Below are 23,210 nucleotides of genomic sequence, written 5' to 3' on the forward strand. Positions count from 1 at the left end.
GTCTGCGTTCTACGCTAGTCACACGATCCTGTGCCCGTACCGGGTGCGCGCGGATCCCTGTACGCCGCTCGCGAACGCCCGGAGGTCATCCCGTGTCCCAACGCCGCAACAGTCGCGTCGTCTCCGGGATCATCGCGCTCAGCATCTCGCTCGTGGCGCTGATGGGTCTCACGTTCATCCCCACGCCCTACGTGATCCAGCAGCCGGGGCCCGTGTACGACACCCTCGGCAACGCGCTCAGCGCCGACGGAGCCGAGGTCCCACTGATCGAGGTCGACGGAGCGCAGGTGTTCCCGACCGGCGGAACCCTCGATCTCACCACGGTCCAGGTGGTGGGCAATCGGCAGCATCCGCCCACCTGGTTCCAGCTGATGATGGCCTGGCTCGATCGCACCCGCGCAGTCGTGCCGATCGACACCGTCTTCCCCGAAGGGGTCACCTCGGACGAGCGCGACCAGCAGAACGCTGCGCTCATGGTCGACTCGCAGCACGAGGCGACCGCGGCGGCGCTGACCGAGCTCGGCTACGACGTCGGCGCGACCGTCCAGGTCGTCGAAGCTCTCGAGGGCTCGCCCGCCGACGGCGCGCTGGACGCGGGCGACACCATCCTGGCCATCGACGGTACCGCCGTCGACTCCGCGACCCGCCTGCGCGACGCGATCCAGGAGGCGGAGGGCGACGAGGTCGAACTCACAGTGGTGCGCGGAGGCGAGACGACGACCGTGTCACTCACGCCGGAGGAGACCGAGGACGCTGCCTGCGAGACCGTCTGGCTGATCGGCATCACCCTCACGACCGATTACGACTTCCCGATCGACGTCAAGCTGCAGCTCGACAACGTCGGTGGCCCCAGCGCGGGCATGATGTTCGCACTCGGCATCATCGACACGCTGACTCCAGGCGAGCTGAACGGCGGTGAGAAGGTCGCCGGCACCGGCACGATAGACGCCGCAGGCGTCGTGGGCCCGATCGGCGGCATCCGCCAGAAGCTGTACGGCGCCAAGGACGCCGGAGCGGAGTACTTCCTGGCGCCCGCGGACAACTGCGACGAGGTGGTCGGCCACATCCCAGAAGGGCTGCAGGTGTTCCGCACCGAGACGCTCGAGGATTCGCTCGAGATCCTCGAGGTCATCGCCGAAGACGGCGACACCGCGGACCTCGCGACCTGTTCCGCCTCCACGCGCTGAGCGACCGCGCCGGGCCGGACGCCGGCCGTGGGCACGTCGTTCCGCGCTGAGCGTATCTCGCGGCGCGATCATAGGCCGCCTGCATAGGATGGAACGGTGACCACGACCTCAGCGCCGACACCGGCCACGCCCAGCCCCACACGCCGGATCCTCGCGATCTCTGTGGCCGTCATCGCGGCCATCATCGCGGGCTTCTTCCTCTTCGCCTCGCTGTACACCGAATACCTCTGGTTCGACCAGCTGGAGTTCGCCTCGGTCCTCACGACGCAGTGGATCGCGACGGGGTCGATGTTCCTCATCGGATTCTTCGGCATGGCCGTGCCGATCTTCGTCTGCATCCAGCTCGCCTACCGGCTGCGCCCGGTATACGTGCGGCTGAGCTCGCAGCTGGACCGCTACCAGGAGGTCATCGAGCCGCTGCGCCGGCTGGCGATGTGGGGCATGCCGGTGTTCTTCGGCGTGTTCGCCGGTTTCGCGGCCGCAGGCAACTGGAAGGTCGCCTGGCTGTGGGCCAACGGCGTCACCACCGACACGCTCGACCCGCAGTTCGGCGTCGACACCGGCTTCTACCTGTTCGCCATGCCGTTCTACTCGGTGCTGCTCGCCTTCGTCTCGGCGGTGCTGCTGCTGTGCCTGATCATCACCGCGCTGGTGTCGTACCTGTACGGCTCGGTGCGCATCGGCCAGCGCGAACTGCGCATCTCGAAGCCGGCACGCATCCAGCTCGCGGTGCTCGCCGGTCTCTACCTCGCCGTTCAGGCGGTGAGCCTGTGGCTGGACCGCTACCTCATGCTGGTGCAGGATGAGGGGCGCATCACCGGTGCCGCGTACACGGGCGCCAACGCGAGCATCCCCGGTCTGGCGATCCTCTCGATCATCGCCGCCGTGGTGGCGCTGCTCTTCTTCGTGACCGCCGTGATCGGCCGCTGGCGCTTCCCGCTGGCGGCGACCGCGCTGTTCGTCGTCGCCTCGCTCGTGGTGGGCGTCGGCTACCCCTGGGTCGTCACCACCTTCCAGGTGAACCCCAACCAGAACGCCTACCAGGCCCCGTACTACGAGCGGAACATCGAGGCGACGAAGGAGGCGTACGGCTTCGCCGACATGGAGGTCACACCCTTCGAGGCGGAGACCGACACCGAGCCGGGTCAGCTGCGCGAGGACGCCGAGACCACGGCATCCGTGCGCGTCATGGATCCGGCCATCATCGGACCCACCGTCCGGCAGCTCCAGCAGTACCGGTCCTACTACCAGTTCGCCCCCGAGCTCGACGTCGACCGCTACGAGATCGACGGCGCCATGCAGGACACCGTGGTCTCGGTGCGCGACCTCGACATGAGCCGCCTCGGTGGCGGCGACAGCTGGAACAACCGCGTCGCGGTGTATACGCACGGCTACGGCCTGGTCGCCCTGGCCGGCAACCAGCGCACCAGCGACGGCGAGCCCGTGTTCCTGGAACAGGGCATACCGTCGTCGGGCTTCCTCACCGAGAGCGAGAAGTTCGAGCCGCGGGTGTACTTCGGCGAGTCCTCGCCCGAGTACTCCATCGTCGGCGCCCCGGAGGGCACCGAGCCGGTGGAGATCGACTACCCGCGCGGTCAGGACGGTGCGAGCGACACCAAGACCACCTTCGCGGGCGACGGCGGACCGCGCATCGGCAACACCTTCACCAAGCTGCTGTACGCGCTGAAGTTCCAATCCGAGCAGATCCTGTTCTCCGACCTGGTGAACCCCGAGTCGCAGATCCTCTACGACCGCGAACCGCGTGAGCGCGTGCAGAAGGTGGCGCCGTATCTGACGCTCGACCAGGACCCGTACCCCAGCGTGGTCGACGGGCGGATCGTGTGGATCGTGGATGGCTTCACCACCAGCTCGGCCTATCCGTACTCGCAGACGGTGAGCATGCAGGAGGCCATCGCCGACTCGCGCACCCCGGCCTCGGCGGTCGCGTTCGACAACATCAACTACATCCGCAACTCGGTGAAGGCCACTGTCGACGCCTACGACGGCTCGGTCACGCTCTACGCCTGGGACGAAGAGGACCCGATCCTCCAGGCCTGGCAGAAGGTGTACCCCTCGACGGTCAAGCCGATCAGCGAGATGTCGGGTGAGCTGATGAGCCACGTCCGCTATCCGACCGACCTGTTCAAGGTCCAGCGCGCCATGCTCGGTGTCTACCACGTCGACAACGTGCGCTCCTTCCAGCAGGAGGACAACCGCTGGCAGACCCCGGACGACCCGCGTGCGGAGAACCGATCGCAGCCGCCGTACTACCTGTCGATGCAGATGCCGGGCCAGGAGTCGCCTCGGTTCTCGATGTTCTCCACATTCATCCCGGCGTCGCAGCAGGGTGAGTCGCGAGAGGTACTCATGGGCTATCTCGCCGTCGACTCGGACGCCGGTTCCGAAGCGGGCAAGAAGGCAGAGGGCTACGGCCAGCTGCGGCTGCTCGAGATCGACACCGCCACCACCGTGCCCGGCCCCGGTCAGGTGCAGAACACCTTCGACTCGGACACCGCGATCGCCGACCAGCTGAACGTGCTGACCCTCGGAAACTCCGAGGTGAAGTACGGCAACCTGCTCACCCTGCCGGTCGGTGGTGGCCTGCTGTACGTGCAGCCCGTGTTCGTGCAGTCGTCCGAGGGCACCAAGCTGCCGAACCTCCGCAAGGTGCTGGTCGCGTTCGGCGACCGTGTGGCTTTCGAGGACACCCTGACCGAAGCGCTCGACGTGCTGTTCGGCGGCGACGCGGGCGCAGCGGGTGGAGACGAGAACGTCCAGCCGGAACCCGGGGAGGGCGAGGGCGAAGGCGAGGGCGAGACCCCGCCCGACGAGGGCGGAGTGGAGACCCCGGGTGATGCCGAGATGCAGGCTCTCGCCGAGGCGAGGGACGCGCTCGCCGCCCGCGACGCCGCGCTCAAGGCCGGTGACCTCGAGAAGTTCGCCGTCGAGGACAAGAAGCTCACCGCGGCGATCGAGAAGCTGCTGGAGCTGCAGGAGCCTCCCGCTGGGGAGTGATCCGACCGATCCGAATGAGGGCGCCCCCGCCGGGGGCGCCCTCATTCGGATCATCCGGCTGCGAGCCCCTGGTGCAGGCGGCCTGCGACGCGCAGAATGAGATCATCGACTCAGTCAGAGGAGGTGGCCGACATGCAGATGACGGTCGGTTCCCGAATAGTCATCCATGGGGCTCGCGTCGGCGACGGCGAACGGCATGGCGAGGTGCTCGAGGTGCGCGGGGACGGCGGAGGGCCGCCGTACCTGGTGCGATTCGACGACGGCCACGAGACTCTCATCTTCCCCGGTGCCGACTGCGTGGTCGAGCCGCAGGGTCAGGCCGGGTAGACGACGCTCCCGTCGGGGCGGATCTCGGCCCCCGGGGTCAGGCGGGCCGGATCGTGTCGGCCGCCCGGCAGGATGTGCACCACGTCTTCGCCGGCGGCGAGCAGGTGGTCCGCGATGATCCGTCGATGACAGCGCCACCATACGGCTTCAGCGCACATGACAGCCGGGTTCTCGGCCGCGTCCCGGCGCAGCACCCGGAGGCCCTCGCGGAACTCCTCGGAGAGCGCATGATCGGCGTAATTGTGGAAGCTGCGATTGCGCCAGACGCCGTTCATCTCCGGCGGCACGCTCGGCGCCCGCTTTCGCAGGCCGCCGAGCGCGGCGATGCGCCGATAGCGCACGCCTGCCTCGGTCAGCGCCTCGACGAGCACGCTGTCGTCGAACTGGGGGTTGTGGCGTGATCCCGGCATCCTGCGCACATCGCAGAGCAGTGACACCCGGGCCTCGCCGAGCATCGCGATGAACTCCTCGAGACTGTGATCGGAATGCCCGACGGTGAAGAAGGTCATCCCTCGTCCTGACGGCCCGGATCGAGCGCGTGGTGGCCCGTTTCGCTGGTGTGATCCATGCAGCCTCCTGCGCTCGAGCGTGCTGTTCCCGGCAGTGTACGCCGGGGCCCGAGTGAGCGATCTGCTCGATTCGCCCTCGTGCAGGAAGCATGTTAGGCTTAATGACGTGCCGCGGGGTGGAGCAGTTCGGTAGCTCGCCGGGCTCATAACCCGGAGGTCGCAGGTTCAAATCCTGTCCCCGCAACAAGAAGACGAAGGCCCGGTCCGCAAGGATCGGGCCTTCGTCGCGTTCGCCGCCGTGGTCGGTCGCGGGGCCGCGGCCGGTCGCGGGCGTGCGGCATCATGGTTCCATGACCGCATCCGCTCCGCTCGTCGCCGTCTGTCAGTTCGCGCCGGGGAATGACCGGTCAGCCAACCGCGCTGCGCTCACCGTACGAGCCGCCGAGGCGGCTGCCCGCGGAGCCCGGGTCATCGTGTTCCCCGAGTACTCCAGCTACTTCACCGACCCGATGGACGACAGCCTGGCCGAGAACGCGGAATCGCTCGATGGGGAGTTCGTGCAGTGCCTGCGGCAGCTTGCGACCGAGCACGGCGCGGTGCTCGTCGCCGGACTCGTCGAGACGGCGCGCGACGGCCGCGTGCACAATACGGTCGTCGCGGTGTCGGATGCCGGGTTGCTCGCCGTATACCGCAAGCAGCATCTCTACGATGCGTTCGGGCAGACGGAGTCCGATTGGATCGCATCCGGCGATATCGGAACCGGCGCGGTGTTCGATGCCGCCGGTGTGCGCTTCGGGCTGATGACCTGTTACGACCTGCGCTTCCCCGAAGTGGCCCGCACCCTCGTGGATGCCGGAGCGGATGCGCTCATAGTGCCGGCGGAGTGGGTGCGCGGCCCGCTCAAGGAGCACCACTGGAGCACGCTGCTCACCGCCAGGGCGATCGAGAGCACCGCCTACGTCATTGCGGCCGACCATCCCGGCCCGATCGGCGTCGGCCTGTCGCAGATCGTCGATCCGCAGGGAGTCGTCGTGGCCGGAGTCAGCACGGGGGAGGGGATGGCCACAGCATCCGTAGATCCCGCTCTCATCGCCCGCACGCGCGAGCTCAACCCGGTGCTGCGTCTGCGTCGCTACCGCGTCGTTCCCGCGACCTGAGACACGCACGCGCTCCGCCACCGCATCGTATCGTATGCGTGCATGGCGGGCCGAGCGGCGCACCCGCGGGGTCAGCGCAGCACGCCGAGCCTTCTGGCAGCCTCCTGCAGCACGTCGACCTTCTTGCAGGCGGCGAAGCGCACCAGTCCGGCGTACCGCTCGCGGTTCTCACGGGTGACGAAAGCGGTGATCGGGATGGCGGCCACGCCCGCGCGCTCCGGCAGGGATCGGCAGAACGCCGCGGCATCAGCCCCGCCCAGCGGCGCGGCATCCGCGACCGTGAAGTAGCCCCCCTGTGGGGCGAACACCTCGAAGCCGGCCGAGGTGAGAGCGTCGCCCAGCAGCTCGTGCTTGCCCCGCAGCGTCGCCGCGGCATCCGAGAAGTACGCATCCGGCAGACGAAGACCAGCGGCGATCGCGGGCTGGAACGGCGAGCCGTTCACGTAGGTGAGGAACTGCTTGACGGTGAGCACAGCCGTGATCAGATCGGCAGGTCCGTGCACCCAGCCGATCTTCCAGCCCGTGACCGAGAAGGTCTTGCCCGCCGACGAGATCGTCAGCGTGCGCTCCGCCGCACCGGGGAGCGTCGCGACGGGAGTGTGCGGGGCGTGGAAAGACAGGTGCTCGTACACCTCGTCGGTGACGATCACGGCATCGTGCAGGTGTGCGAGGCGGACCACCTCGGTGAGGACCTCCGGGCCGAACACAGCACCGGTCGGGTTGTGCGGATCGTTCACCAGGATGATGCGAGTGCGGTCGGTGACCGCGGCGGCCAGCTCTTCGAGATCCGGCTGGAAGTCAGGCCGTCGCAGCGGCACGGTCCGCAGTCTCGCGCCGGCCAACGCCACTGCCGCCGCATACGCGTCGTAGTAGGGCTCGAACACCACAACCTCGTCGTCGGGGCCGTCGATCAGCGCCAGCAGCGTCGCGCTGAGTGCCTCGGTGGCCCCCGCTGTGACGAGCACCTCCTGCTCGGGATCGACCACGAGGTCGTAGAAGCGGCGCTGATGCTCGCTGATCGCCTCCCTGAGATCGGGAGTACCGCGACCGGGCGGGTACTGATTCGCCCCCTCCGCGATCGCCGCGCGAGCCGCCTCCAGCACGGCGGCGGGGCCATCCTCATCGGGGAATCCCTGCCCGAGGTTGATCGCACCCGTGCGGACCGCTGCGGCGGACATCTCTGCGAAGATGGTGGGCGCCACCACTCCTTCCGGGGAGAGAAGGCCTGCTCCAGCTGCGGTGCGCCGCCAGGCGCCGGGGATGACATCCATGCAAGACAGGCTAAGACCATAGGCGAATTCCATGCTCACCATACGAAACGCACAGACTCGGGCGTCACGCTGATAGGGCGTTGTGAAGGAGCACACCATGAATGAGAACAGCACCCCCGGCGAAGCGTCGGACCGCGAGCAGCCAGGACCTGATGCGGCCCGCCCCGTCGACACCCCCGCCGGCGCCGCGCCGGATGCTGCGGCGCACGCGGCCCCCGCGCAACCCTCCGCCCGGCCCGACTTCGAACGCCCGACCCCTGCACAGGCCGGCCATGACATTCCCGGCGCGTTCGGATCGCACCAGGCCGCGACCGGCTGGCAGCCGCCGGCCGGTGCGCCCGGCCCGCACCCCGGCTCCGCGCAGCACGCCGCGCCGGCGCAGCCGGGACAACCCGCGCCAGGGCAGTACGGAACGGGCGCCGGTGACGGCGCGCACGTCGGCGGCAGAGCGTTCGGTCAGGCGGCCGGCGCGAACGGAGCGGCACCCACGCAAGGTGCGCCGTCGCACGCCCACACCCAGCCGACCATCCCGCTGGACCCTTCTCTGCTCGCGACGCCCTCGAACGCCACCGACCAACCGCGGCGGACCGGCGGTCCCGTCAAGGTGGCGGCCCTGCTGCTGGCCGCGGCGCTCGTCGGCGGCGCTGCAGGCTTCGGCGGCAGCGCCATCGGAAGCGCAGTGTTCGCCAAACCCGTCTCCTCGACGGAATCCGGCCCTGAGACCGTCACGGTCAACAACCCCGGCTCGGTGAACGAGACCACCGCGATCGCCACGGAGGTGCTGCCGTCGGTCGTCACGATCGAGGTCGCAGGATCTCAGGGCGGCGGCAGCGGTTCAGGAGTGATCCTGTCGGACGACGGCTACGTGCTCACGAACACTCACGTGGTCACCCTGGGCGGGGCGGTCGCCGACCCGGCCATCCGGGTCACGACCTCTGACGGCCGCATCTATGAGGCCACGGTGGTCGGCACCGACCCGATCTACGATCTCGCGGTCATCAAGCTGGAGGGCGCGAAGGACCTCGAGCCGATCGAGTTCGCAGACTCCACGAAGCTCAACGTCGGAGACACCGCGGTGGCCGTCGGGGCGCCGCTCGGACTGTCGAACTCGGTGACCACTGGCATCATCAGCGCGCTCAACCGCAGCATCCAGGTCGCCTCGGCCGCCGTTCCTGAGTCGGTGCCGGACAACGAGGAGCCCGGCGACGGATCCGAGGGCGACGAGGAGGGCGGTCCGTTCCAGTTCGACATCCCCGGGATGCCGAACCAGCAGTCGAGCCAGTCGATCTCCATCGCCGTGATCCAGACCGACGCCGCCATCAACCCCGGCAACTCCGGGGGCGCGCTCGTCGACAGCAAGGGCGAGCTGATCGGCATCAATGTCGCCATCGCCACGGCGGGCGGCTCGTCTCAGGGCGAGTCGGGCTCGATCGGACTCGGCTTCTCCATTCCGTCCAACATCGCCAAGCGCGTCGCCGATGAGATCATCGCCGACGGCGCCGCGACCCACGGCCTGCTCGGTGCCATGGTGCGCGACGCCGCTGGGCAGGAAGGGGCCACCGTCGCCGGCGCCCTGATCGCCGAGACCACCAGAGGCGGTGCCGCCGAAGACGCCGGGCTCGAAGCGGGCGACGTCGTCACGGAGTTCAACGGCGTGCCCATCACCGGAGCGACCGACCTCACTGCACAGGTGAGGGCCGCCGCAGCCGGCAGCACCGCCGAGGTCACCTACGTGCGAGACGGAGAGACTCATCAGCTGGAGCTGGAGCTGGGCGAACTGAAGCTCTGATCGCCAGGCGCGAGTCTCCGCGAACGAAGAAGGACGCCACCCCGCGATAGGCTCGCGGGGTGGCGTCCTTCTCTTTCGGCACCGGCAATGCGGCCAAGCTGCTCCGCCTGCCGCTGTACGCCGCAGGACGCATCGGCACACTGCTCGTACCGCGCGGCGATGCGTGGGTCATAGGATGCGGGGCCGGGATCGGCGACGGTGCGCTCGCACTGCACGGCGTCGCGACAGAGGCCGGGCACAGGGTGACATGGCTGACCCGATCCGCACGCGACGACGTGGATGCCGCAGCGCTCGGCATCCGCACGGTGAGACGCGACAGTCTGCGCGGCTGGTGGAGGACGGCCCGCGCCGGGGTGGTGGTGGTCACACACGGATTCGGCGACGCGAACCGCTATGCCGTCAGCGGCGCGTTCGTCGTGCAGCTCTGGCACGGCATCCCGCTCAAGCGCATCGGACTCGACTCGCCGGCGACCGTGCAGGTGCCCGCTCTGCCGGGCGCCGCGCTGCTGAGGCGCCTGATCGCCGTGATGTATCGGGCGGCCGCGCAGCGCATCCGCGTGCTGCCCGCCGCCTCGCATCGTTCCCGCGGCCGCCTCGAATCCGCTTTCGGGCTCGGCGACGACCGGGTCGTCGTCACAGGCGAGCCTCGTGTCGACGTGCTGTCGGCCGGTTCCGACTCGCAGCGCCGCGACGCCGCCACGACGCTGCTCACGCTGACCGGTCCGCTGCTTCCGAACCAGCGCGCGCTGCTGTACGCGCCCACTTGGCGCGACGGTGCCCCAGATCCTGCTATCCCCACGGCCGAGCAGTGGGTGCGCCTCGTGGAGCTGCTGGAGCGTCGCGACGCCGTGCTGTTCGTGCGCTCGCATCCGCTCGGGCAGGGCGCGTACTCGCCGCCCTGGTCGAGTGGGCGGGTCCGGATGCTCAACTCCGACCTGCTGCCCGACGTGACACCGGCGCTGCCGAGGTTCGACGCCCTCATCACCGACTACTCGTCCATGGCATACGACGTGGGTCTGCTGGCGATGCCGGTCGTCTATCTCGCGCCGGATGCCGAGCAGTACGCCCGTGACCGCGGCTTCTACGGCAGGTACGAAGAGGTGGCCGGCGCCGACTTCGCCACGGACTGGGACACTGCTCTCGCGCAGCTCGACGCGGTGCTCGCGGGCGGCGATGCCTATGCAGAGCGCGTGCGGCGCTCCGCAGCGCTCAGCGAGCAGATGCATGCGCACCGCGACGGGCGCAACGCCCGCCGCGTCTACCAGGCGATCCGCGCGCGGGGAGTTCCCGCGCCGAAGGGAGCAGCACGATGACGACGGCCCGGCTCGATGTGGAGGCGCGGATCGACGAATCCGCGCAGACCCTGATCGTCTCGGGGACCGGCGCGCGGCCGGCGTCGGCGACGCTGCAGGGGCCACGTGCCAGCACCGCCGCGAGGATCACCGGGGGCGGCAAGACGTGGAGGGCGACGTTTCCGCTGCGCGTTGCGCGCTGGGGCGGTCAGGAGCTGCCACTGCCCTCGGGCACCTACGCGCTGGCCGTCGAAGGCGTGGACGTGGACGGCCTCGTCCTCGCCAGCGCGCTGCTGCCCATCCTGCGCATCGAGATCAACGGGTCCACGGTGCTGATCGCCCCGCCGTTGGACCCGATCTACGAGACCGCCGAGGGCCAACGCACCCTTGAGGACCGTTACGTGTCGCAGATCGGCGCCGGCGAGAACGCGGTGTTCTTCGAGAGCTTCTATGGTCAGAACGCAGGCTGCAACCCGCGCGCCATCGATCGGGTGCTCGCTGAGCGCGCACCGGCGGTGCGGCGCTACTGGAGCGTGACCGATCTGTCGGTCGAGGTGCCTGAGGGCGCGATCGCCGTCGTCGAAGGCGGTCCGGAATGGTGGCGTGCCCGCGCCGAAGCGCGGATGCTCATAGTGAACGACTGGCTGCGTCGTCGTTTCGTCCGCAAACCCGGCCAGCGAGTGCTGCAGACCTGGCACGGCACGCCGCTGAAGCGGCTGGCTCTGCACCGTCCCGGCTTCGCACCGCGGCGCATGGCGGCGGTGATCAAGGAATCCCGCCGGTGGGACGTGCTGCTGGCCCAGAACACCTACGCGGCACGCATCCTGAAGAAGGCGTACGCGTTCTTCGGCAAGCCGATGTGGGTCGAGGGCTACCCTCGCAACGACGTGCTGATCACCGGCGACGCGGCAGCGGTGCGTGCCTCGCTCGGGATCGGGCCCGACGAGCGGGTGCTGCTGTACGCGCCCACCTGGCGCGATGACCGTGCGGAGATGGTGGACTTCATCGATCCCGAACGGCTGGCGGCAGACACCGATGCCGTGGTGCTCGTGCGCGGACACTCTCGCACGCTGCGGCCTGGACGCGACCGCGCCGGTGCACGCGTCATCGATGTGACCGGGTACCCCGAGACGGCACGTCTGCTGCTCATCGCCGACGCTTTGATCACGGACTACTCGTCGGTGATGTTCGACTACTCGGTCACCGGCCGGCCGATGTACTTCCTGGTGCCGGATCTCGAGCACTACCGCGGCGAGCTGCGCGGCTTCTACTTCGATCTCGCCGAGCGCGCGCCGGGACCGCTGGTGCGCGATCATGAGGAGCTGGTGGAGGCGTTGGAGGCGCGTGAGGTGCCCGAGACACACCGGGAGCGGTACGCGGCGTGGCAGGCGCAGTTCAACCGGCGCGACGACGGCGCGGCCGCAGAACGGGTGGTGTCTCGTATCCTCGACCAGGGCTGGCTGACCGCCTGACCCGGCTTCCGCCGATCAGGGCAGCGGCGTGTTGCGGTCGCCGAGACGGGACGCGTCGACGGTGTCGCCTGCCCCGCGCAGCACGCCGGTGAGAAATCCCAGACCCCACGCGACGTGCATGGTGGGCATCACCGCGAGGGTCCACAGTCGCTCGCCGACGCCGCGCGGGACGCGCGCGATCCCGACCCCGCCCAGGCCGACCGCGAGCACCAGCAGCAGGTAGGCGGCCAGCGGCAGGTACACGATCGTTGCGACGACCGCCGCCGCACCGCGCAGCACGCCGGTGAGCTGCAGGACCCCGGTGATCACAGCCAGGGCGGTGAGCACGACCAGTGCGGGAGGGGCGAAATAGCGCAGGCTGTTGCGTCGCCCGTACCGGCGCACCAACTCGCCGCGCCATGCCCCGGTGGCGCGGAACTGACGGGCGAGCCGCCACCAGCTCTCGCGCGGCCAGTACGTCACCGACAGCTCCGGATCGAACCACACCAGGTGACCGGCCTGACGGATGCGCAGGTTCAGCTCCCAGTCCTCACCGCGACGGATGCTCTCGTCGAACATTCCGACTTCGTCCAGCACCTCGCGGCGCATCACTCCCAGATACGCCGACTCGGCCTCGCCCTCACGCGCGCCGCCGTGATACGCGCCGCCGCCCAGGCCGACGGGGGAGTTGTACAGCCGCGCCACGGCGCGCTGGAAGGGCGTACGGCCGTCGGCGCGCATGACGCCTCCGACGTTCGCGGCGCCGGTGCGCTCGAGGGTGCGAAGCGCCTTCCGTGCGTAGCCGGGAGCGAGCTCGGAGTGGGCGTCCACGCGGATGACGACCGGGTAGCGGCTGGCGCGGATGGCGGCGTTCAGGCCGACCGGGATGTGCGCCTGCGGGTTGTCGACGACGCGCACGCGGTCGTCCTCCGCGGCGAGGCGCCTGGCGAGCTCGGTGGTGCCGTCGGTCGACGGTCCGAGGGCGAGCACGAGCTCGGTCGGACCCGAGATGTCCTGCTGCAGCACCGAGCGCACAGCGTGCTCGAGGTAGTCACGCTCGTTGAGTACGGGCATGACGAACGAGACGCCCGTCGTCTCGATGCTGTCGTTGTCGTGCACCCGTCGATCATGTCATGCGGCGACGCCGGCGCTGCTCGGACGATTCGGAGGTTGGCTCGATACGGTGCCAGCGATGGATGCCGTAACCGATGCGAAGAAGGCCTATCGTCTGCTGCGGCGGGCGGTCACGACGCGTGCAGCAGGTCAGCGCGTGCGCCGGATGCTCTCGCAGCAGCGGCCTCATCCCCGCCGGCACTACCGGATCGCGGTGTACTTCGCCGACACCGACGTGAACATGTACCAGATCCGCCAGTGGTATCGCCCCCTGCAGGCGATCGCGGACCGGCTGCCGATCGTCGTGATCGCACGCTCCCCGCTGGGTGCGGAGCAGCTTCTGCGAGATGGCCAGCTCCCGGTGGCGTTCGTGCCCAAGGTGGACGATCTGGAGGCGTTCGTCGACGAGCAGGACGTCCGCATCGTGCTGTACGTGAATCAGAACACCCGCAACTTCCAGATGTTCCGGTATGGGCGGCGCTGGCACGTCTTCATCAGCCACGGTGAGTCCGACAAGATCTACATGGCCAGCAATCAGTACAAGGCCTACGATTTCGCGTTCATCGCAGGCGGCGCCGCCCGCGACCGCCTCGCCGACGCGCTGTGGGATTACGACGTCGACGGTCGTACCATCCAGATCGGCCGGCCGCAGGCCGACCATTTCGCCGGGACGGTTCCTTACGCGGCCGACGAGCGCACGGTCGTGCTGTATGCGCCGACGTGGGAGGGCGACCGCGAGTCCATGAGCTACGGCTCGGTGCGCAGTCACGGCGTGAGACTGGTGGAGCAGCTGCTCGCCACCGGGCGGCACAGGGTGATCTACCGGCCGCATCCGCGCACCGGAGTGATGGACAAAGGGTACGGAGACGCGAGCCGGCGCATCGTGTCGATGATCGAGGCAGCGAACACCGCGGACCCGACTGCCCAGCACGTGTACGACGACCGGCCGGAGATCGGCTGGCAGCTGACCGCAGCCGATGTCGCGATCCTCGACGTCTCGGCGATGATCTACGACCGTCTCGCGACAGGGAAGCCTCTCATGGTCACCAGGCCTGTCAACGAGGACGCCGAGATCGACCGTACCGGTTACCTCTCCGACTGCGAATGGCTCGATGCGGAGGCCGCTGACGACGTCGCAGCCCAGGTCGAGCGCGTGCGCGCCGACGAGGAGGCCGTCGCCCGGCTGGCGCGCTGGTCGGAGCGGTACTTCGGCGACACCGCTCCCGGCGCGGCGACGAGGCGGTTCGAGACCGCGATCCAGCAGCTCTGCGATGCCTGGGAGGAGCAGGCGGCCCGCGAGGGTACGGCACCCTGACGCCGTATTCTGGAACGATGGGTGTCGTTTCTGACGGGAAGAAGGCGTACCGGCTGCTGCGGAAGGCCCTCGCCTCGCGCAAGGCGGTGCAGCGGGTCAGACGAGCCCTCTCGGCGCGCGGGCCGCACCCGCGTGATCACTACAAGATCGCGGTGTATTTCGCCGACGGGGCCGTGAACATGTACCAGATGCGGCAGTGGTACAAGCCGCTGGCCGGACTCGCGGAGCGCTGGCCCGTGGTGGTGCTCTCGCGCAGCGCGACCGGCGCCGAGAAGCTGATCGAGGAGGACGGTCCGCCGGTGGCGTTCGTGCCCACTGTGCGCAACCTCGAGAGGTTCATCGCCGCGCAGGACATCCGCATCGTGCTGTACGTGAATCAGAACACCCGCAACTTCCAGATGTTCCGGTACGGGCGGCGCTGGCACGTCTTCATCAACCACGGCGAGTCCGACAAGATGTACATGACCACCAATCAGTACAAGGCGTACGACTATGCGCTGATCGCCGGTCAGGCCGCACGCGAGCGGCTCAGTCGCACTCTCTGGGACTACGACATCGATCGCCGGGCGATCGAGATCGGCCGGCCGCAGGCAGACCATTACTCCGGAACCCTGCCGTACACACCCGACGATCGCACTGTCGTGCTGTATGCGCCGACCTGGGAAGGCGACCGGCCGTCGGCGCACTACGGATCGATCGCAAGTCACGGCGAGGCGATCGTCAGCGGGCTGCTCGCCACCGGAAGACACCGCGTCATCTACCGTCCGCACCCGCGCAGCGGCGTGGTCAAGCCCGCGTACGGGGCGGCGCATCGCCGCATCCTCGCCGCGATAGCGCAGGCGAACGCCGCAGACCCGGCTGCGCAGCATGTGCATGACGACGGACCCGAGCTCGGCTGGCAGCTCGCCGCCGCCGACGTCGCGATCGTCGACATCTCCGCCATGGTCTACGACCGACTCGCCGCTGGGCGCCCGCTGCTGATAACCCGTCCCGCGGACGAGCGGGCGTCGATCGACACGAAGGGCTACCTGTCCGCGTGCGAATGGCTGACGGTCGAAGGCGCCGCCGACGTCGTCGCCGAGGTCGAGCGGGTGCGCGCCGACGACGAGGCGGTGGCGCGACTGCGCACGTGGGTGCAGCACTACTTCGGCGACACCGCCCAGGGAGCCGCGACGGCCAAGTTCCACGCGGCCATCGAGCAGCTGATGGCGGCGTGGGAGGACTGGCACGCACGCGACCTCGGGCGTGGCACCGACGACCAGGATGCCGACGAGGACGAAGACGGCGACGACGAGGACGAGGACTGATGCGCCTGGAGCGCGCCAGCAGCGTCGCCTCCCGGCTGGTCGTCGTGGCGCAGAGCCCCTCGACGAACGCCGAACTGCGGGAGCTCTCCCACGATCGGGCATCCTGGCCGCATCTGTCGGTGCTGATGACCGACACCCAGACGGCCGGTCGTGGCCGTCTGGACCGCACCTGGGAGACTCCGGCGGGCACCGCGCTCGCCGTGTCAGTGCTGCTGCGCGATCTTCCGCCGGGCGCGCGGGAGCGAGGATGGATCCCGCTCGCCGCCGGCGTCGCCATGACGGATGCCGTGGCGGCTCAGCTGCCCGGTCGGCACGTCGGCCTGAAGTGGCCGAACGATGTCCTCGTGGACGGGCGCAAGATCTGCGGCATCCTCGCCGAGGCGACGTCGGACGCCGTGATCGTGGGTGCCGGCGTGAACACCGCCATGACTGCGGAGCAACTGCCTGTGCCGACGGCGACCTCCTTCGCCGCGCTGGGTGCGGAAGTCGACGTCGACCGGCTGCTCGCGGACTACCTCGCGCGGCTGGCCGGGATCATCGCCGGACTCGGAAGCGGCGCAGCGGCTTCGGCGCTGCACGCGGATACCACGGCCCGCTGCGTCACCATCGGCCGGCGGGTGCGCGTACTCCTTCCTGGGGGCGCGGAACTGGGCGGCACCGCGGTCAGGCTCGACGAGGACGGACGTCTGGTCGTCGACGACGGGCGGGCGGAGCGTTCCGTCTCCGCCGGTGACGTCGTCCACGTGCGCCCGGTGTGACGGCTCCGGCGCGTCGGACGGCTGGTGATGCGTCGATGGGCACAATGGAGGCATGACCCAGCCAGTGACGCTCGGAGGGCGGCCGGTGATGCCACCGCCAGGCGCCCCCGTGGAGGAGATGCTGGTGGCGCGCTTCCGCAGCCACGCCCGCCGACTGTTCTGGTCCGCGCTGGTGCTGATCTGCGTCTGCGGGGTCACGGCGTACTTCTACGGCAACCTGCGCGCTCCGTTCGAGGACTGGATGCTGCTCGCCGGGGCCGCCGTCACCGTGCTTCTCCTCGTCGTGGTTCCGTACGTGGCCTGGATCTCGCGCACGTACACGATCACCACCCGCCGGGTGATCGTGAGAGAGGGGCTCGGCTCGCGCCGGCGCCGGGAGCTGTCGCACACCAGGGGGTACTCCATCGCCGTGCGGCGCGGTCTGCTGCAGCGTATCTGGGGAGCGGGCACCATCACGCTGAGCAACGGGGTCGACGCGCCGCTGCGACTGCTCAACGTGCCCAGCGTCAATCTCGTGCACGAGGCACTCGCCGATCAGGTCGAGGTGAACCAGATCCTCGCGCACCGCGACGCGCACTCCGTGGAGCCGCTCGCCGAGCGGTGAGCGTCGCTGCCGGCACGACACCGGCGATATCGGACGCAGTCCGTCGGGTCTGCCTCCGTGGCTCAGGCGCTGGGGCGCGGTCGTCGGAGGAAACGAGCGCCGGGATGCGGAAGAATGGTCCCGACGAAGGGAACGCGAATGACGGTGCGCGTAGGCGTGATCGGCGGCGGACAGCTCGCCAGGATGATGATCGCCCCGGCGGTCGAGCTCGGACTCGAACTGCGGGTGCTCGCCGAGGACGAGGGGATGTCCGCGCAGCTCGCGGCGACCGCGGTCGGCGACTATCGGGATCTCGAGACCGTCCGCTCCTTCGTGCGTGACGTCGACGTCGTCACCTTCGACCACGAGCACGTCCCTCAGGAGGTGCTGCGCGCCCTGGTCGCCGACGGCGTTCAGGTGCACCCGGGACCCGATGCGCTGCAGTTCGCGCAGGACAAGCTGGTCATGCGCGCGCGGCTCGCGGAGCTCGGTGTGCCGCAGCCCGACTGGGCTCCTGTGCACGACGAAGGGGAGCTGCAGCGTTTCATCGACGAGCACGGCGGCGGTGCGGTCGTGAAGACACCGCGCGGTGGCTACGACGGCAAGGGCGTGCGCGTGGTGCGCGCCGGAGCGGATGCCGCAGACTGGTTCGACGCCGCGGGCGAGGGCGAGGCGCTGCTCGCGGAGGAGCTCGTGTCGTTCACCCGCGAGCTCGCACAGCAGGTGGCGCGCCGCCCCAGCGGCCAGATCGTCGCGTACCCGGTGGTCGAGACGGTGCAGCGCGATGGCGTGTGCGCCGAGGTCATCGCGCCCGCCCCGGATGCCCACGATCGCCTCGTGCAGGTGGCCGAGCAGATCGGCCGGCGGATCGCCGAGGGAATCGGCGTGACAGGCATGCTCGCTGTCGAGCTGTTCGAGACCGACGACGAGCGCATCCTCGTGAACGAGTTGGCCATGCGCCCGCACAACAGCGGTCACTGGAGCCAGGACGGCTCCGTGACCGGACAGTTCGAGCAGCATCTGCGCGCCGTGGCGGACCTGCCGCTCGGTGCCACCGAGCCGCGTTCACCGTGGACCGTGATGGTCAACATCCTCGGAGGGCCGGCCGAAGGCGCGCTGGAGGACCGATTCGCGCGGGCGATGGCCGAGCATCCCGAGGCGAAGGTCCATACGTACGGCAAGTCGCCGCGCCCCGGCCGCAAGGTCGGGCACGTCAACGTCTCCGGCGACGACCTCGACGACGCTGTGTACACGGCGCGGGCCGCGGCCGATCACTTCCTCTGATCGGCCGCGCGGGCGCGTGCCGCTCCCGGAATCTCTCAGCGGCGGGACGTAGCCTGTCATGGTGACTGAGCCGCTGCATTCCTCGAGTTCGCCCCTGGTCGGCGTCGTGATGGGTTCCGACTCCGACTGGCGCGTGATGAGCGACGCCTCTCAGGCGCTCACCGACTTCGGCATCCCGCACGAGGTCGAGGTGGTCTCCGCACACCGCACCCCGGACAAGCTGATGAGCTACGCGCGGGAGGCACGCGGCCGCGGCATCCGGGTGATCATCGCCGGCGCCGGCGGTGCCGCACACCTGCCGGGGATGCTCGCCTCGATGACCGCGCTCCCCGTCGTCGGTGTGCCGGTGCCGCTGGCGTTCCTGGACGGCATGGATTCGCTGCTCTCCATCGTGCAGATGCCCGCAGGCATCCCCGTGGCGACGGTGTCGATCGGCGGTGCGCGCAACGCCGGAATCCTCGCCGCACGCATCCTCGGCACTTCCGACGAGGCGCTCGCCGACCGCGTCGAGCAGTACGCCCGTGACCTCGAGGAGCAGGTCGGCGAGAAGAACGAGCGGCTGAAGGATTCGCTGTGACCCTGGCGGCTCCGCGCACCTCTGCACCAGGCGCGCGTCCGCTGATCGAGACGCGCCCGCTGCGTAATCCCGACCTCGGCGATGCGGCGATGATGGGGCGACGCGCCTGGTGGCTCGTCGTGCTCAACGCCCTCGTCCCCGGGTCGGCGCAGGTGCTCGCCGGCAACCGCCGACTCGGTCGTATCGGCCTCGGCGCGACGCTGGCAGGCTGGGGGCTGCTGGTGCTCGGTGCCGCTCTTGCGCTGTTCGCGCGCCCGGTGCTCATCTGGATGGTCTCGGGGCCGCTGTCGTGGATCGTGCTGACGCTCGCGCAGGTGACACTGATCGGCTACGCCGTGCTCTGGCTCGTGCTCACCGTCGACGCTCTGCGCCTGGTGCGGCTGGTGAAGCTGCCGACGGTGTCGCGATGGGTGGTACCGATCGCCTCGCTGCTGGTGATGGCGCTGGCGGGTGGGGGAGCGGTGTACGCCTCGACCGTCGCCGCCTCGAGCCGCGGGGCGCTCGACGCGATCTTCGGCAACAGCGGACCGAGCCTGCCGCCCAGTGACGGCTACTACAACATCCTGCTGCTCGGCGCCGACAGCGGCGACGGACGAGATTCCATGCGGTTCGACAGCATCTCTGTGGTCTCGGTGAACGCCGAGACGGGGGCGGTGACGATCACCGGCATCCCGAGAGAGCTTCCCCACGCGCCGTTCAGCGAGGGAAGTCCGATGCTGGAGCTGTATCCGAACGGCTTCGAGGGGCAGTCGAGCGCGAGCTGCGGTTGGAACGGCTGGATGAACCACATCCGCAACGCCGCCGAGGTCTGCAGAGGCGATCAGGGCAAGAGCCTCTACCCGGATGCGGCCGCCCACGGTTCCGCTCCCGGCATCGAGGCGACCAAGGACGCTGCGGAGGGCGCGCTGGGCATCGAGATCCCGTACTACGTGTTCCTCGACATGAACGGCTTCGCGCAGCTCGTCGACGCACTCGGCGGCGTGGACATCGAAGTCACCGAGCGGCTGCCGAAGGGTGGCGGACCGGCGTACACCGGTCAGCCCGTCGACGACTGGGCGATCGGCTGGATCGAGCCCGGCGAGCAGCACATGAACGGCGACACCGCGCAGTGGTACGCACGGTCGAGGTACACGACCAGCGACTGGGACCGCATGAAGCGGCAGCGCGAGCTGCAGGTGGCGATACTAGAGCAGTTCACCCCCGAGAACGTGGCCTCACGGTTCAACGACATCGCCGCCGCCGGCACCGCGCTGGTGCAGACCGACCTGCCGAAGGACAAGCTGCCTGAGTTCTTCGATCTGGTGATGAAAGCGAAGAAGCATCCTGTCACGCGCATCGAGCTGACCCCCGACAACGGGGTCGACGAGCACGAGCCGGATTACGAGCATGTCAGGCAGATGATCGACGAGACGCTCCACCCGCCGAAGGAGCAGACGCCGTCCAGCTGATCACGGCCCCGCCTCCCGGCGCGCGGCGCCCGCCCGCTTAGGGTTGCCTTATGAGTGTGCAGTTACGGGTGGTGCTCGATCAGGCGGCGCAGGTCGTCGACCCCGATCAGGCGCGTGCTGCGATGGCGCTGACCGCAGGTCTCGTCGCGACCGCTCCGCGCGGATGCCTGGTCTCGGCACTGGTGCCCTCTGGGGGCTCGGTGGGCGTGCGGGGTGTGCACGATGTGCGGACCCTTCCGCTCGGGCGACGTGAGCTCGCGGCGTCGTGGCAGCTGGGGATGGCGCCAGGGGTCGGCGGCGGGCTGATCCACGCGCCCAGCCTCATGGCCCCGCTCGTGCGCCACGACCGCCTGCACGACAACGACCAGATCACCATCACGGTGTGGGATCTCAAGGCGTGGGAGACTCCGGACGCGCTGCCCAAGGCGAACGTCGTGTGGCAGCGCGCGATGCTGAAGCGCGCTGCGAAGCACGCGGACGCGGTCGTGGTGCCCTCGCATGCGATGGCTGAGCGCCTCGCCGGCATCGCGTCGTTCGGCGATCGGATCCGAGTGATCGCCGGCGCGGCCCCGGAGGGTTTCCGCCCGCCCGAGGATGCCGACCATCGGCGTGCGGAACTGCAGCTGCCGGCGCGCTACGTCGTGGTGACGGGGGAGGGCGATGCGCTCGCGGAGGGGTTCCGCGCCGCGGCGCGCGCCGACGTCGACGTCGTCATGGTGGATGCCGCCGACGGCGCTGAACCGGCGCTCGCCGACGCAGCATCCGCCGCCGGTCTGCCCGAGCGGCGCGCGCACATCCGCGGTGCGCTGGACGACGCCGACCGTGCTGCGGTGATCGGCGGAGCGGGTGCGGTGGTCGCGGCATCCGCCGTCTCCACCTGGCCATGGCGAGCGATCGAGGCGATGGCGCTGGGGGTGCCACTGGTCGCCGTCGATTCGGGTGTGCACCGTGACGTGCTGGCGGACGGCGGCGCACTGGTCACCGTCGAGGAGCTCGGGGATGCGCTGGAAGACGCCCTGGGTGACGGAGCACGGCGCTTGAGCGTGCTCGGTTCGGACCGGTCGCGAGCCTTCTCGTGGGCGAGTTCGGCGGAGCGGGTCTGGGCGCTGCACGCCGATCTCTGATCATTGTCTGAGAGCAAGCTCGGAAACGCTCGACACGCCGAGGGAAATCGCCCGATATACCGCCTCACTGGCATCATGCCGCAACTTCAGTCACACTAGTCACATGTCTGCGCATGGAACCCGGCCTTCGCGACCGTTCGGAAGAGGCAGATGGCTGGCGACCCTCGTCGCCGTCTTCGCACTGATACTCGGCACCGCTGCGCCGGTCTCAGCGGCGTCCGCGTCGGTCGCGTCGGCCTCTTCTCCCGTGGTCGCGCGCGCCCCGGGCGGACCGGTGAAGACCTCACTCGTCGGGTTCAAGGCCGGGAACATCATCAGCGACGCGGTGTTCACCGACAAGAGCACCATGACGGAAGCGCAGATCCAGTCGTTCTTCAACTCCAAGGTGAAAACCTGCCGGGGTGGCAGCGACAAGTGGGGCCCGATCATCTGCCTCAAGGACTACCGCACCGATTCGGTGAACCGCCCGGCCGACAATTACTGCAAGGGATACACGGGGGCGAGAGGTGAGAGTGCCGCGCGCATCATCTACCGGGTCTCGCAGTCGTGTGACATCAACCCGCGCGTGCTCATCGTCATGCTTCAGAAGGAGCAGAGCCTGGTGACGCACACGTGGCCCAGCGCATGGCGATACGACAAGGCGCTCGGTCAGGGATGTCCAGACGACGCACCATGCAACCCGGCGTACGTCGGCTTCTTCCACCAGATCTACGGCGCCGCCCGTCAAATGCAGATGTATATGGAGGGCCGGTACTTCACCTGGTACGCGCCTGGCAAGACGTGGAACATCCTCTACCACCCCAACCGCGCCTGCGGCACCGCGCCCGCCTACGTCGCGAACAAGGCGACATCGGCCCTCTATTACTACACGCCGTATCAGCCGAACGCCGCCGCCCTGAAAGCCGGATACGGGACCGGGAACTCGTGTTCGAGCTACGGCAACCGCAACTTCTACAACTACTTCACCGACTGGTTCGGATCGACGCAGGCGACCAAGCCCGGCGCGCCGACCGGCGTCGTCGCCACACCGGGCGACCGTCAGGCCACCGTGTCCTGGACTGCGCCCGCGGCCAACGGCGGCGCGACGATCTCCGGGTACACGGTCACGACGCGTCCCGGCGGCAAGACTGTGAACACGACCGGAGCCACCACGGCTGTGATCTCAGGGCTCGTCAACGGCACTTCGTACACCTTCACGGTCGTCGCGAGGAACACCATCGGGAGTTCTCCTGCATCTGCGGCGTCACAGGCAATCACTCCCGCGGTTCCGAACGTGTCGAGGCAGGGTGGTGCGACGCGTTATGACACGGCGGTGTCGGTGTCGAAGGCGGCGTTCCCGTCGGCGGGTGTTCCGGTGGCGTATGTGGCGAACGGGATGGACTTCCCGGATGCGCTGGCGGGGGCTGCTGCGGCGGGGCTGCTGGGTGGTCCGGTGCTGCTGACACCGTCGAACGGGTTGCCCGCGGCGGTGAAGAACGAGTTGTCGCGGCTGAGGCCCCAGCGTGTGGTCATCCTTGGCGGCACCGGTGTCGTCTCCGCCACCGTCGAATCGCAGGTGCGCAGCTACTCGGCGAATGTGTCGAGGCAGGGTGGTGCGACGCGTTATGACACGGCGGTGTCGGTGTCGAAGGCGGCGTTCCCGTCGGCGGGTGTTCCGGTGGCGTATGTGGCGAACGGGATGGACTTCCCGGATGCGCTGGCGG

General features: G+C 69.2%; 19 protein-coding genes and 1 tRNA gene. 17 read left to right on the forward strand and 3 right to left on the reverse strand.

The genetic code is table 11. The features are described from left to right. Positions 1 to 92 precede the first annotated feature (92 nt). The 3 genes from RIN43_RS06040 to RIN43_RS06050 all read left to right on the forward strand — a co-directional run bounded on the left by RIN43_RS06040 (position 93) and on the right by RIN43_RS06050 (position 4,529). Positions 93 to 1,187: a PDZ domain-containing protein gene (locus RIN43_RS06040; RefSeq protein WP_309127986.1), complete on the forward strand. Its 1,095-nt coding sequence runs from the start codon at positions 93 to 95 to the stop codon at positions 1,185 to 1,187. A gap of 96 nt (positions 1,188 to 1,283) precedes the next feature. Further along, positions 1,284 to 4,202, forward strand: a complete 2,919-nt coding sequence (locus tag RIN43_RS06045) for a UPF0182 family protein (protein ID WP_309127987.1) — start codon at positions 1,284 to 1,286, stop codon at positions 4,200 to 4,202. 132 nt (positions 4,203 to 4,334) lie between these two features. Continuing rightward, a complete protein-coding gene (locus RIN43_RS06050) occupies positions 4,335 to 4,529 on the forward strand; it encodes a DUF1918 domain-containing protein (protein WP_309127988.1) in 195 nt (64 codons plus the stop codon). On the opposite strand, the gene RIN43_RS06055 is transcribed toward RIN43_RS06050, so the two are convergent. Then, positions 4,517 to 5,038, reverse strand: a complete 522-nt coding sequence (locus RIN43_RS06055) for a DUF488 domain-containing protein (protein ID WP_309127989.1) — start codon at positions 5,036 to 5,038, stop codon at positions 4,517 to 4,519. The two genes, RIN43_RS06050 and RIN43_RS06055, sit on opposite strands and share 13 nt — an antisense overlap. Positions 5,039 to 5,208: 170 nt before the next feature. Between RIN43_RS06055 and RIN43_RS06060 the strand changes: the two genes are divergently transcribed. Continuing rightward, positions 5,209 to 5,282: transfer RNA gene (locus tag RIN43_RS06060), tRNA-Met, on the forward strand. Between the two features lie 106 nt (positions 5,283 to 5,388). Further along, complete coding sequence (locus RIN43_RS06065) at positions 5,389 to 6,195, forward strand: carbon-nitrogen hydrolase family protein (RefSeq protein ID WP_309127990.1); 807 nt, start codon at positions 5,389 to 5,391, stop codon at positions 6,193 to 6,195. A 71-nt stretch (positions 6,196 to 6,266) separates the two neighbouring features. On the opposite strand, the gene RIN43_RS06070 is transcribed toward RIN43_RS06065, so the two are convergent. After that, positions 6,267 to 7,466 carry an aminotransferase class I/II-fold pyridoxal phosphate-dependent enzyme gene (locus RIN43_RS06070; RefSeq protein ID WP_309127991.1) on the reverse strand — a complete coding sequence of 400 codons (1,200 nt, stop codon included), beginning with the start codon at positions 7,464 to 7,466 and terminating at the stop codon, positions 6,267 to 6,269. Positions 7,467 to 7,563: 97 nt separating this feature from the next. Between RIN43_RS06070 and RIN43_RS06075 the strand changes: the two genes are divergently transcribed. Genes RIN43_RS06075 through RIN43_RS06085 form a run of 3 tightly spaced genes read left to right on the forward strand, consistent with a single transcriptional unit; the run spans position 7,564 to position 12,019 of the window. Beyond that, on the forward strand, positions 7,564 to 9,255 hold the full coding sequence (locus RIN43_RS06075; RefSeq protein WP_309127992.1) for a trypsin-like peptidase domain-containing protein: 1,692 nt from the start codon (positions 7,564 to 7,566) through the stop codon (positions 9,253 to 9,255). A gap of 59 nt (positions 9,256 to 9,314) precedes the next feature. Continuing rightward, positions 9,315 to 10,568 (forward strand): CDP-glycerol glycerophosphotransferase family protein, encoded by a 1,254-nt coding sequence (locus tag RIN43_RS06080; protein WP_309127993.1) that lies wholly within the window; start codon positions 9,315 to 9,317, stop codon positions 10,566 to 10,568. Beyond that, complete coding sequence (locus RIN43_RS06085) at positions 10,565 to 12,019, forward strand: CDP-glycerol glycerophosphotransferase family protein (RefSeq protein WP_309127994.1); 1,455 nt, start codon at positions 10,565 to 10,567, stop codon at positions 12,017 to 12,019. Before RIN43_RS06080 ends, RIN43_RS06085 begins: the two co-directional genes overlap by 4 nt. Positions 12,020 to 12,034: 15 nt before the next feature. Here RIN43_RS06085 and RIN43_RS06090 read toward each other — a convergent pair whose 3' ends face one another. Then, positions 12,035 to 13,072: a glycosyltransferase family 2 protein gene (locus RIN43_RS06090; protein WP_309128124.1), complete on the reverse strand. Its 1,038-nt coding sequence runs from the start codon at positions 13,070 to 13,072 to the stop codon at positions 12,035 to 12,037. Positions 13,073 to 13,190: 118 nt separating this feature from the next. Between RIN43_RS06090 and RIN43_RS06095 the strand changes: the two genes are divergently transcribed. From RIN43_RS06095 to RIN43_RS06135, 9 genes are all read left to right on the forward strand, one after another. Next, on the forward strand, positions 13,191 to 14,426 hold the full coding sequence (locus RIN43_RS06095; RefSeq protein WP_309127995.1) for a hypothetical protein: 1,236 nt from the start codon (positions 13,191 to 13,193) through the stop codon (positions 14,424 to 14,426). Between the two features lie 17 nt (positions 14,427 to 14,443). Then, a complete protein-coding gene (locus tag RIN43_RS06100; protein WP_309127996.1) occupies positions 14,444 to 15,733 on the forward strand; it encodes a CDP-glycerol glycerophosphotransferase family protein in 1,290 nt (429 codons plus the stop codon). Further along, positions 15,733 to 16,491, forward strand: coding sequence for a biotin--[acetyl-CoA-carboxylase] ligase (locus RIN43_RS06105; RefSeq protein WP_309127997.1), 759 nt, complete (start codon positions 15,733 to 15,735; stop codon positions 16,489 to 16,491). The genes RIN43_RS06100 and RIN43_RS06105 overlap by 1 nt, the downstream gene beginning before the upstream one ends. Positions 16,492 to 16,543: 52 nt before the next feature. After that, positions 16,544 to 17,095, forward strand: coding sequence for a PH domain-containing protein (locus RIN43_RS06110; protein WP_309127998.1), 552 nt, complete (start codon positions 16,544 to 16,546; stop codon positions 17,093 to 17,095). 138 nt (positions 17,096 to 17,233) lie between these two features. Continuing rightward, entirely contained in the window at positions 17,234 to 18,358 is a 1,125-nt protein-coding gene (locus RIN43_RS06115) for a 5-(carboxyamino)imidazole ribonucleotide synthase (protein ID WP_309127999.1), read from the forward strand. A 109-nt stretch (positions 18,359 to 18,467) separates the two neighbouring features. Next, the gene (gene purE / locus RIN43_RS06120; RefSeq protein ID WP_309128125.1) at positions 18,468 to 18,935 is read left to right on the forward strand and encodes a 5-(carboxyamino)imidazole ribonucleotide mutase; all 468 of its coding nucleotides are present in this window, start codon (positions 18,468 to 18,470) and stop codon (positions 18,933 to 18,935) included. Continuing rightward, positions 18,932 to 20,383: an LCP family protein gene (locus tag RIN43_RS06125; protein ID WP_309128000.1), complete on the forward strand. Its 1,452-nt coding sequence runs from the start codon at positions 18,932 to 18,934 to the stop codon at positions 20,381 to 20,383. Before purE ends, RIN43_RS06125 begins: the two co-directional genes overlap by 4 nt. Before the next feature lie 50 nt (positions 20,384 to 20,433). Continuing rightward, positions 20,434 to 21,507, forward strand: coding sequence for a glycosyltransferase (locus RIN43_RS06130; protein WP_309128001.1), 1,074 nt, complete (start codon positions 20,434 to 20,436; stop codon positions 21,505 to 21,507). A gap of 103 nt (positions 21,508 to 21,610) precedes the next feature. Next, on the forward strand, positions 21,611 to 23,210 hold a 1,600-nt coding region (locus tag RIN43_RS06135), incomplete at its 3' end, for a cell wall-binding repeat-containing protein (protein ID WP_309128002.1).

The organism is Microbacterium sp., from assembly GCF_031178445.1.
In the GTDB taxonomy this organism is placed as follows: domain Bacteria; phylum Actinomycetota; class Actinomycetes; order Actinomycetales; family Microbacteriaceae; genus Microbacterium.

What these genes read in the sequence shown, in the direction of transcription:
- RIN43_RS06105 (WP_309127997.1), top strand. Translation starts at nt 15,733, where the DNA reads ATGCGCCTGGAGCGCGCCAGCAGCGTCGCCTCCCGGCTGGTCGTCGTG.
- RIN43_RS06065 (WP_309127990.1), top strand. Translation starts at nt 5,389, where the DNA reads ATGACCGCATCCGCTCCGCTCGTCGCCGTCTGTCAGTTCGCGCCGGGG.
- RIN43_RS06115 (WP_309127999.1), top strand. Translation starts at nt 17,234, where the DNA reads ATGACGGTGCGCGTAGGCGTGATCGGCGGCGGACAGCTCGCCAGGATG.
- RIN43_RS06110 (WP_309127998.1), top strand. Translation starts at nt 16,544, where the DNA reads ATGACCCAGCCAGTGACGCTCGGAGGGCGGCCGGTGATGCCACCGCCA.
- RIN43_RS06090 (WP_309128124.1), bottom strand. Translation starts at nt 13,072, where the DNA reads ATGCCCGTACTCAACGAGCGTGACTACCTCGAGCACGCTGTGCGCTCG.
- purE (WP_309128125.1), top strand. Translation starts at nt 18,468, where the DNA reads ATGGGTTCCGACTCCGACTGGCGCGTGATGAGCGACGCCTCTCAGGCG.
- RIN43_RS06095 (WP_309127995.1), top strand. Translation starts at nt 13,191, where the DNA reads ATGGATGCCGTAACCGATGCGAAGAAGGCCTATCGTCTGCTGCGGCGG.
- RIN43_RS06130 (WP_309128001.1), top strand. Translation starts at nt 20,434, where the DNA reads ATGAGTGTGCAGTTACGGGTGGTGCTCGATCAGGCGGCGCAGGTCGTC.
- RIN43_RS06050 (WP_309127988.1), top strand. Translation starts at nt 4,335, where the DNA reads ATGCAGATGACGGTCGGTTCCCGAATAGTCATCCATGGGGCTCGCGTC.
- RIN43_RS06055 (WP_309127989.1), bottom strand. Translation starts at nt 5,038, where the DNA reads ATGACCTTCTTCACCGTCGGGCATTCCGATCACAGTCTCGAGGAGTTC.
- RIN43_RS06070 (WP_309127991.1), bottom strand. Translation starts at nt 7,466, where the DNA reads ATGGATGTCATCCCCGGCGCCTGGCGGCGCACCGCAGCTGGAGCAGGC.
- RIN43_RS06100 (WP_309127996.1), top strand. Translation starts at nt 14,444, where the DNA reads ATGGGTGTCGTTTCTGACGGGAAGAAGGCGTACCGGCTGCTGCGGAAG.
- RIN43_RS06075 (WP_309127992.1), top strand. Translation starts at nt 7,564, where the DNA reads ATGAATGAGAACAGCACCCCCGGCGAAGCGTCGGACCGCGAGCAGCCA.
- RIN43_RS06085 (WP_309127994.1), top strand. Translation starts at nt 10,565, where the DNA reads ATGACGACGGCCCGGCTCGATGTGGAGGCGCGGATCGACGAATCCGCG.